Source organism: uncultured Campylobacter sp., assembly GCF_938045405.1.
In the GTDB taxonomy this organism is placed as follows: domain Bacteria; phylum Campylobacterota; class Campylobacteria; order Campylobacterales; family Campylobacteraceae; genus Campylobacter_B.
In genome coordinates, this window is the sequence record NZ_CALIMW010000022.1 from 1 (window position 1) to 10,205 (window position 10,205).

A 10,205-nucleotide genomic window follows, 5' to 3' on the forward strand; every position below is an offset into this window, starting at 1 on the left:
CGCACGATATGGGGCAGATGCACGAGGGCAACGGCACTGCGCACGATATGCATTCAGGGCACGCGCATTAAGGCCGTTTGCTTAAGACGGATTTTAAAAGGCTAGGATTTTGCGCTAAATTTAAAACGTAAAATTTCAGCGCATCGCCCGTGCCGATATAGATGAAATAAAATTTTACTTTGCAGCGTCGTGAATGACGGATAATAGGCGACGCTGAACGACGCGATGTTTAAGCGCATGCGAGCCGGAGCCGTAAATTTAAAATTTATGCGCGGTTCGCGGTCGCGGGCGGGCGCGAGGCAGAGATGGGTCTAGAAAACGACCGCAAAATTTCATCTCGCGACGCGGCTAAATTTAACGCGCGGCGCAAAATTCGCTCTGCCGAATTAAAATTTAGGCGGGCACGCTAATTTAAAATTTCGCTGTAAATTTAAAATTTAACCGGCGCAGAATTCGCCGCCGCGAGATTTTTAAAATTTTATGCCGCGGGATACGCCCGGCTTTGAAATTTTACGGAGCTGAAATTTAAGCAACCCCGTCAAACGGCTAAATTTTAAAACTACGGCAGATTACGGATAGCGGGCGGCAAATAGCGCGCTGTTTGCAGGCGCCGTAAGCCTGAGCTGTAAATAAAATTTATGCGCGGTCCGCAGTCACAGGCGGCGGATAAAATTTCGCCACCTGTTTAAACGCCAGACGGGCGAAATTTAAAGCTATATCCGCGCTGCAAAACGAGGCTAAAATTTAAAAACGGGCGGCGCATTTAAGCCGCGCGAGAAATCTAAATTTAAAAGCGCGCCGAGGCGCAATAAAGGAATATGAATGAAAAATTTACTCACCATCGCCGCTTTGGATATCAAAGAGTCCTTCCGCTCGCGCTGGTTTTTGCTCTATCTGCTGATCTTTAGCGGGCTCGTGGCGGCGTTTTTCATCACGGGGGTGACCGACTCGCGCGTGCTCGGCTTTAGCGGGCTTTCGCGACTGCTGCTGCTGTTTATTCAGATCTGCATCATCATCCTGCCCGTCTTCGTGCTCGTCACCACCAGCAAGGCGATCCTAGCCGACCGCGACCTAAATATCTTAGAATACCTGCTAAGCTTCCCGATCTCGCAGGCGCAGTATTATTACGGCAAGGCGCTAGGAAGGCTGTTTGGAGTATTCGTGCCGATATTTTTGTCGCTGCTGCTTGCGATCGTTTGGGGCGCGATCAAGGGCACGGGCATTCCGTGGGCGATCTGCCTGCTTTATACGGGGTTGCTTTTTAGCTTGTGCGCGGCGTTTTTAGGGATAGCATTTTTGATCTGTGCCGTTTCAAAAAGCCAAGAGATGGGGCTTGGGCTCGCGTTTTTCGTCTGGCTTTTCTGCCTTGCATTTTTGGATCTCGTGCTGATCGGATTGCTCGCAAAAACGGGAGTGAACGAAAATTTGATCTTTGCGATCGCTCTAGCAAACCCGATGGAGGACTTCCGCATCGCTGCTATCAGCCTGTTTGATCCCGATCTTGCGGTCATCGGCACGACGGCGTATTTTATCCTAGATCACTTCGGGCGCGGACTTTTCATCGCCTTTTCGCTGCTCTATCCGATCGCTCTGGGCGCGGCGAGCCTCGTTTTGGGCTATTTTATCTTTAGATCAAAGGATTTAGCGTGAAATTTCCACTCATTTTGGCGGCATTTATAGCGCTTTGCGGCGCAGCGAAGATGCAAAATTCCACGGCTCAAAGCTCCGGCTCGGCGCAGAATTTAGGCGCGTCAGATAGTACGGGCCTCGGTTCGGCGCAAAATTCCAAACCTGCGCGCGAGCCCGCGTGGCTAAAAGACGTAAATCTCACCTGCGCAAAATACGGCATCGATACTAGCGCGCACCCTGAATTTCGCGCTTACGCAAGGCTCAAAGACGGCAGTGCGCTCGCGTTTGCCTCGCCCAAGGCGATGTTTGCGTATTTTTTCGAGGGCGAAAATTTGAGCGGCAATAACGGCGCGGCTTCCGCAGAGGAAAATTTGATGAGTAAAAATTCCGCTAGCGGCAATTTCGGCGAATCAAATTCCACGAACGCAAATTTCGGCGGCGCGGAGCTTTACGTCACCGATTACGCAAGCGGCGAAATTTTGCGGGCGCAGGACGCGTTTTATGTTTTCGGCAGCGTGCTGCAAAGCGCCAGAGGCGACGATCTCATTACGTTTGCGAGACTGCGCGACGCGCAGGACTTCATGCGCGAGAAAAAGGGGCATAAAATTTTGCAGTTTCGAGAAATCTCCGCCAAGCTGATCGATTATCTAAGATGATCGAGCCGCTTGGCAAAATTTAAATTCAGCTATTTTAGTATATTTTATTCATAAAAATTTATCTTTTATTTTAGTGCGCTATTAAGGGAATTTAAAGCAATTAAAAAATACAATCACGTTAAATTTTATCTATAAGAATTAAATAGTGTAGTTTTTCAGTATATTTATTGAGCTCTACATTCTCACTTATTTTTAAAATAAATTTTAAGGAGACGTCATGGCAAACGACAAAATCGCAAAACAAAAAGGCTCACGCAAGAAAGCTTCGACGGATGAAAATTCTGCTGCGAATGTGGGAGAAAATTTCGCCGCAGACGCGGTCAAAAGCTCCGCCGCGTCCGTTTTTGATAAAAGCGCAAATATCACTCAAAATTCCGCTGCAAATTCTACAACTTCCGCCTCACATGCTCGCGACAAAATTTCTAAAAATCGCGCCGCAGGTGAGAATTCCTGCGACGAGTGCGATTGCGAAGCCAGAAATTCCGCGACGGGCGGCTATGATAGCGCAAGCTCTGCTTCAAGCACCAACTTTGCGGCGCGCTCAAGCACTCAAAGCGCAGGCAACGCTAAAAAATCCGCGATAAACTCTACAATAAATTCCATGGCTGATTCTTTGATAAATTTCGTCTCAAATCCTACGAAGAGTCCAAGTAGCAACGATCACATCTCTTACTCGCACGAGCATAGCGATAGCTCCGCAATTCACTCGCATCTATACGACGAAGATCTTGCGACCCACTCACACGATCAAAAAGAGAACCTCGCAGCTTATTTGCACGAATACGGAGCAAATTCTTTGACATCTTCACATGAGCGCGACGAGGATTCCTCCATCAGCTCGCACGAGCACGACAAACATTGCCATGATCACAAGCCCCACTCTCACCGCGCGATTATCGGATTTGACGAACACGGCATCCCAAAAGTTTTAGTGCCCGCAGAGGCTAGTCCGCACGCACATAAAGACGCGCAGGGCAATCTTTTCGAGCATTTTCACGAGGCGGAATTTACGGCGGATTATATGAAGGCGGTGCTTGAATACAAAAAGACCTTCCCCACAAAACAAGAAGTACTTGAGAAAACCCCTGATCCCGCCGTGCGCGAAATGATGCTTAGGATGGAGCAGATCGGCGTAGATACGGCGTTTGATCGTTTCGACAAACAGATGCCTATGTGTAGCTATGGGCTTAGCGGAGTATGCTGTAAGATCTGCAATATGGGACCTTGCAAAATTACTAAAAAGGCCGATCGCGGCACTTGCGGTGCGGACGCCGATCTCATCGTATCGCGCAACCTACTGCGCCAAGTAGCTGCAGGCGTAGCTCAACACGGCGCGCACGCCAGAGAGCTTCTGCTGTCGCTAAAATGGGCGGCACAGGGCAAGTTAGATCTGCCCATAATAGGCGAATACAAAATCATCAATACCGCCAAAGCCTTTGGAATTCCAACTGAAGGCAGAGAGTTAAAAGAGGTAGCGATCGAGCTTGCCGATACGCTTTTGACAGATCTTTCGCAAAGTAGCGGCGAGTATAAAACCATCACTGCGCTCGCACCCAAGGAGCGTCAAGAGGTATGGCGGAAGCTAGATATCTTGCCGATTAGTGCGTATAACGAAGTCTTTGAGGCGTATCACCGAACGGGTGTAGGCACGGATGGAGACTGGCGCAGCGTGATGCAGCATCTTTTGCGCTGCGGGCTTGCTTTTACATTCACCGGCGTAGTAGCTGCAAATATCGCTACGGATGCGCTATTTGGCGTAGGAGATCGCGTAACTTCCAAAAGCAATATGGGCGCGCTTAAAAAAGGCTGGGTCAATATCGCCGTGCACGGACATCTGCCGACATTAGTAAGCCTAATAGTGGAGATCGGAAATTCTAAGGAGTACCAAGACAAGGCTCGCGCAATAGGCGCGCAAGGGATCGCATTTTACGGCGTGTGCTGTTCCGGACTATCGGCGATGTATCGCAACTGGGGCGTCGTGCCGCTCTCAAACGCCGTAACTGCCGAACTCGTCATAGGTACAGGTGCACTTGATCTGTGGGTCGCCGATGTCCAAGATGTCTATCCTGCGATCATGGACGTGGCTAACTGCTTCCAGACCAAGGTCGTTACCACAAGCTCATCAGCTAGGCTTCCCGGAGCCGAGCATATAGGCTACGATCATCACCATAGTAATATCGCCGAGACTAGGAATTTAGCGCGTAAAATTCTAGACCGCGCATTGCAATCTCACGAAAAGCGCAAGGGACTGCCGGTATATATCCCGCCGTATGAAGTCGAGGCCGAAGTGGGCTTTTCGGTAGAATTCGTCCATAAGCACTACGGCGGCATGGAGCCGTTAGCGCACGCGCTAAAAAGCGGTGAAATTTTAGGCATCGTAAATATGGTCGGCTGCACCAATCCTAAAGTGCCTTATGAGCGCGCTATCATAGATGTCGCACAAACCCTAATCGAAAATAACGTCCTAATCCTAACCAACGGCTGCGCGTCGTTCCCGCTAATGAAGCTGGGCTTTTGCCAAAAAAGCGCGTATAAAAAAGCAGGCACGTCGCTGCGGGCGTTTTTAGAAAAAGATGAGCTTCCGCCGGTATGGCACGTGGGCGAGTGCATTGATAATACCCGCTCCAGCGGAATTTTCGCAGGTATCGCAGGGGTGCTAGACAAAAATCTCTACGAGCTGCCGCTTGCCTTCACCTCTCCTGAGTGGGCGAACGAAAAGGGCGTCGATGCCTCGCTCGGATTCCGCCTAATGGGCATCGACTCGTATCACTGCGTCGAGTATCAAATCCACGGCTCCGCAAACGTCATACACTTTTTCAAAGAGGGCACCAGGCGGGCGCTTGGCTCTGTGATGCACGTAGATACCGATCCGGTCGCGCTCGCGCTAAAAATGGTAAGCGATATGCGCCTAAAGCGTAAAGCTCTAGGCTGGCAGTAGCGACGGATGGATTCATTTCGCATCGCATTTTAAGCGATGCGAAATTTCATGATAAAATTTAACCCCTTGCGGGCAAATAAAATCCCGCAGCTAAACGAGTAGTAAAATTCTACAACTAAGTGGCTAGCAAAACCGAGGTCAAATAAAGAGAAAATTTTCGCACCGCATCCGTTCGTGGAATTTTAAATCAAATCTTCAGACTCTGTATAAAATTTCGCCGCGCGCTGCGTCTGCTGCTAAATCGGCAGAATTTAGCCAGGCAAAATTCCGCCATCGAGCTTAAGCGCATCTTTCGCGAACGGATGAAATTTTAAAATTCCATCTCAGCGTAAATTTCGTAGGCGTTCATCTGAAATCCGCAAGTTAAATTTTGCTAAAAGCCTTATTGCACGGAGCTGCACGCCATTAGATTTGCTCACGTATATGAAAGCTGAAATCATAAAAATTTAATATAAGATATGCTAAAATGCCACATCTCTTTAAGGATTTAGATGCATAAATCAAAGCCGCTGCAGTCTCTGCGTCATCATCTACAGAAAACGTCGTGCGAGACGGAGGCACTGCTGTCAAGCCCTGCGTTTCGCAGCTTGAGGCGGTGCAGCAAAAGTGCGTCTATGCTGCGCCGCAAACATTTTCGGACGGGACCGCACGGGCATGGAGACGACACTATAAATCTTGTAGGCGGCTAAAATTTTCATCCGGATCTTTTCTGAAATATTGATCTTGGAGCTATCACGAAGGAATTTTACCGCAAGCCTTTCGCTACGAGCCGGAGGGCGGAATTTAAAGCGAAATTTTAAGCGGGTTTCAACGAGGCGAAATTTCAAAGATTAAATTTAAGGCAAAAGATAAAAATTTAAAGCAAGGGAAGGTATGAAAAATTTTAAATTTATGCTCGTGCTGCTGATACTAGCGACGATTGCGACGATTGCGATATCGCTTTGTATAGGGCGCTTCGGCCTAAGCATCGCCGAGGTGCTAAAAGCGCTTGGCGGCGGCGAGGTAGCGCAAAACGTCCACAACGTCATCATGCAGGTGCGCCTGCCGCGTATCATCGCCGCGGTGCTCGTGGGCGCGGCGCTGGGCATCAGCGGCACGGCGTATCAGGGCGTCTTTAAAAACCAGCTCGTCTCGCCCGATCTCTTAGGCGTCAGCGCGGGGGCTTGCGTGGGCGCGGCGATCGCGATCCTGCTTGATCTAAATATCCTTTTGATCCAGCTTTTCGCCTTCGTTTTTGGGCTTGCGGCGGTTTGCATTACGCTTCTGATTACGCGCGCGCTGCGTTCGAGCGCCACCATAATGCTTGTGCTTGCCGGCATCATCGTAAGCGGTCTGATGGGCGCGCTGATCGGATTTTTAAAATTTATGGCAGATCCCGAGACGAAGCTTGCAGACATCGTGTATTGGCAGCTAGGAAGCCTCGCGAAGGTCGATCCCTCCGTGTTAGCGATGATAGCGCCGGTGATGGGGGTTTGTATCGTGGTTTTGGTATTGATGAGTTACCGCATAAACGTCCTATCCATGGGCGATGCGACCGCGGCGAAGCTCGGCGTAAACGTCGTGCTGGAGCGGGGCATCATCATCGTCTGCGCGACGCTGCTAACCGCAAGCAGCGTGTGTATCAGCGGCATAGTCGCGTGGGTGGGGCTTTTGATGCCGCATCTAACGCGCATGATCGTGGGCGTTAGCAACACCAAAGCGATCCCCGCGAGCATATTTTTAAGCGCGATCTTCGTGCTCATCGTAGACGACGTAGCGCGCAGCATAAATCAAAGCGAGATCCCGTTAGGGGTGCTTACGGGCTTTATCGGCACGCTATTTTTTATATTCATCCTGCTTAAAAACAAAAGGAAGCTAAATGGTTAGGGTTGAGAGCTTAGACTTCGGCTACGTAAAATCCGCCCCTCTGACGCTGTGCGACGTGAATTTCAACCTCGAAGCGGGTGCGATGCTGACGATTTTGGGGCAAAACGGCGCGGGCAAATCGACGCTTTTAAATTTAATCAGCGGCACGCTTGAGCCTCTGCGCGGTAAAATTTCAATTGACGGCAAGGATATGACGAGCCTTAGCGCCAAAGGGCGCGCCGAGATCATCGGCTATGTCTCGCAAAGCGAGGTCTGCGAGTACGATTACAGCGTCTTTGAGTACGTCCTGATGGGGCGCACGGCGCATATCGGGATCTTTTCGCAGCCGAGCGAAAACGACTACAAGCTCGCGCAGTGCTACATGAAAATGCTTGAAATTTGGCACCTAAAAGACAAGATCATCACGCGCCTAAGCGGCGGCCAGAGGCAGATGGCATCCATCGCGCGCGCCCTTTGCAGCGAGCCTAAGATCGTGATCTTCGACGAGCCCACCTCGGCGTTAGACTTTGCCAACCAATACAAATTCCTCCGCGCCACAAAAGAGCTTTTAAAAAACGGCTACACCGTCGTTTTAGCCACGCACAATCCGGACTTCGCGCTGCTTTTGGGCGGATACGTCGCGCTCGTAAAAGGCGGCGGCGAGGTCGCATACGGCAAGGCCGAGCAGATCATAAAAAGCGAAATTTTAAGCAAGCTATACGATCTGAAGCTCGACGTCAGCTACAACGAAAGGGTCGGTCGCGTCTGCTGCTTGACGTATCCGTTTTGATCTTGACTTCTCGCGGCGGCTAAGCCGCCGCTGCGAGCGGAAGTGCAAGCACTCCCTGCACCCACCTAAAGTTACAGAAATTTTGCTGCGCAAAATTTTAAAATTTATCGGTTTAACTTCGCGCGATGGCTAAGCCACCGCTGCGATGAGGAGCTTCACTATTTCTCGCGAAGGCTAGGAAGCGCCCCGCGCTTCCTTCGCATTGCTTCGCTCGCCTAAAGTTTCAGAAATTTTACTACGCAAAATTTCAAAATTTATCGGTTTGACTTCGCGGATGAGCGAAGCTCGTCCTTGTAATAGAGGCTTCGAAATTTTAAAATTTTATCGCTTAGGCTGCGCGAGTGAGAGGACTTAATGAACGCTATTGGCGGTAAAATTTTAGCGCCCGCGGCGGAGTTTTTACGGCGGCGAAATTTTGAAATTTCAAAGCGGGCGGCGGGGCCGAAATTTTAAAATTCGCTCCGAATTTTAAGCATAAAAATCAAAATTTATCGTTACAATTACGTAAAATTTTTAAGGAGTAAAAATGAAAAAAATAGTTCTTTTAAGCGCAGCTGCGGCGCTTGTCGTAAATTTGAGCGCGCAGGAAAATAGCCTTGAGATCTACGCGAACTCCGCCTTCTTGCACCAAAACTTCGGCGCGCAAAAATCAAACTTCAGCGTGAACGTGCCGGAGTACTTGGATATCCGCAGCATCGAGATCGCGGGCTCTTGCGAAGTGCGCGAATTGTCTTTGGAGGAGAGCGAGCCCGTGAAAAACGCGGAATTCGCCAAAAAAGAGGCGGACGAAAAGAGCTTGCGCGAGCTAAGCGACCGCCTGGTCGCACTTAAGGCGCAGCAGCGCTTTTTAAGCGATTTTGCGAGCTTAAAAGATAGAAGCCTGGCAAGCCTAAAGGCGGATTCGCAAAAAATTTACGACGAGGTCTTGCTCGTAGCGGGCGAAATTTCAAAGACAGACGAGCAAATCGGAAAGCTCAAAGAGAAAATTTCAAAATACCGGATCAAAAACGAGCGTCGCTTAAACGCGAACTTTGGCTGCGATCCGAGCTTCGTTAAGATCAATTACCCCGTTGACGTAAGCGCCTACACGCACAACGAGCTCTCTGCCGATCTTGCAAGCGGTAAAATCGAGGTCGCGCAAAAACTCTCGGTGCAAAATCCGCTAAACGCCGAGCTAGCGAATTTGACGATCGCGCTGTATCCTTACGAATACTCCTCGCAGACCGCGCCGCAGCCCTTTTACCCGTGGTATGAGGGCGAGCCTATGGAGCCTGAGCCCGCGGCGGCTTATAAAAAGGATGCGATGCTAGAGGTGGCGGATATGCAGAGGGCGCCTGCGGCGGAGGCAAGATCGTCGTACGCAAGGACGGGCTCGAATATCGAAAGCTCGCTCTCAAAGGTGTGGAAAATTAGCGGCGTGAGCCTCAAGGCGGGCGAGGCGGGCGAGTTTAGCTTCGATAAACAGAGTCTGGATGCGAAATTTGATCTGCTCATCGACGGCTACGGCAGCGAGGCGGCCTACGTGCGGGCTAAATTTATCCCCGAAAGAAGCATAGAGGAGAGCGAAACGCTAATAAGGCTCGACGGCGTGCAGATCGGGCTCGTGCATCTAGGCTTTGCCGCAAACGCGGAGGCTACGGCATATCTGGGTAAAAACAGCCTGATCGAAGTCAAAAAAGAGCAGGCGAACAACTTCACGAAAAACTCATTTTTCGGCGGCGAAAGTAAAAATTCCATGGCTTGGGATTACGAGATCAAAAATAGCTCCAAGCGCGCGTGGAACGTGGTTTTGCAAGAGCGAGCGCCCGTTTCGACGCATGAAGACGTAAAGGTCGCGCTGAAAAACTCGCCCGAGCAGAGCAGCCTCGGCAAGGACGGACTACTTAGCTGGGACTTTGAGCTAAAGCCGGGCGAGAGCAAAAAGATCCACTTCGGCTATGAGCTAAGCAAGCCGAAGAAGTAACGAGCTTTGGCGCGGCGCGGTTAAATTTTGCGCAGCGGAGTAGCTTTTTGTGGTGCGGCTAAATTTTGCGGGCATAAAATTAAGGCGCGGCTTTAGAGCTTATCTGAAATTTTTGGCGCCGCGCCGAGAGGAATTTGAGCGCCGCGAAAACCAAAATTTAAATGTTGCGGCGATTTAAAATTTGGTAGTGCGAGATATGAAATTTAGCGATGCAAAGGGGTTTTGGCGCGGGTAGAAAAACTTTGAGCGTCGCTAAAATTTATCTCAAATTTAGAAAGGTCAGAGTAATGAACGCGGAGCGAAGGTATAAATTTAACGCAGCGGCGAGGTGTGCGGTTTTTTTCACTGGCGGCATTTAAAGGATCATTATGAAATTTCGCAAAC

General features: G+C 50.0%; 7 protein-coding genes. All 7 read left to right on the forward strand.

The window, feature by feature from the left end:
* Nucleotides 1-822 precede the first annotated feature (822 nt).
* A complete protein-coding gene (locus tag Q0140_RS00880) occupies nt 823-1,650 on the forward strand; it encodes an ABC transporter permease subunit (protein ID WP_291940222.1) in 828 nt (275 codons plus the stop codon).
* Nucleotides 1,647-2,285, forward strand: a complete 639-nt coding sequence (locus tag Q0140_RS00885; protein WP_297960647.1) for a nitrous oxide reductase accessory protein NosL — start codon at nt 1,647-1,649, stop codon at nt 2,283-2,285. The genes Q0140_RS00880 and Q0140_RS00885 overlap by 4 nt, the downstream gene beginning before the upstream one ends.
* A 217-nt stretch (nt 2,286-2,502) precedes the next feature.
* Nucleotides 2,503-5,223, forward strand: a complete 2,721-nt coding sequence (locus Q0140_RS00890; protein WP_297960650.1) for a carbon monoxide dehydrogenase — start codon at nt 2,503-2,505, stop codon at nt 5,221-5,223.
* A gap of 491 nt (nt 5,224-5,714) precedes the next feature.
* A complete protein-coding gene (locus Q0140_RS00895) occupies nt 5,715-5,912 on the forward strand; it encodes a hypothetical protein (protein WP_297960653.1) in 198 nt (65 codons plus the stop codon).
* Nucleotides 5,913-6,096: 184 nt separating this feature from the next.
* Nucleotides 6,097-7,089: an iron ABC transporter permease gene (locus Q0140_RS00900; protein ID WP_297960656.1), complete on the forward strand. Its 993-nt coding sequence runs from the start codon at nt 6,097-6,099 to the stop codon at nt 7,087-7,089.
* A complete protein-coding gene (locus tag Q0140_RS00905) occupies nt 7,082-7,858 on the forward strand; it encodes an ABC transporter ATP-binding protein (RefSeq protein ID WP_297960658.1) in 777 nt (258 codons plus the stop codon). Before Q0140_RS00900 ends, Q0140_RS00905 begins: the two co-directional genes overlap by 8 nt.
* A gap of 526 nt (nt 7,859-8,384) precedes the next feature.
* Entirely contained in the window at nt 8,385-9,821 is a 1,437-nt protein-coding gene (locus tag Q0140_RS00910) for a DUF4139 domain-containing protein (RefSeq protein ID WP_297960661.1), read from the forward strand.
* Nucleotides 9,822-10,205: the final 384 nt, after the last annotated feature.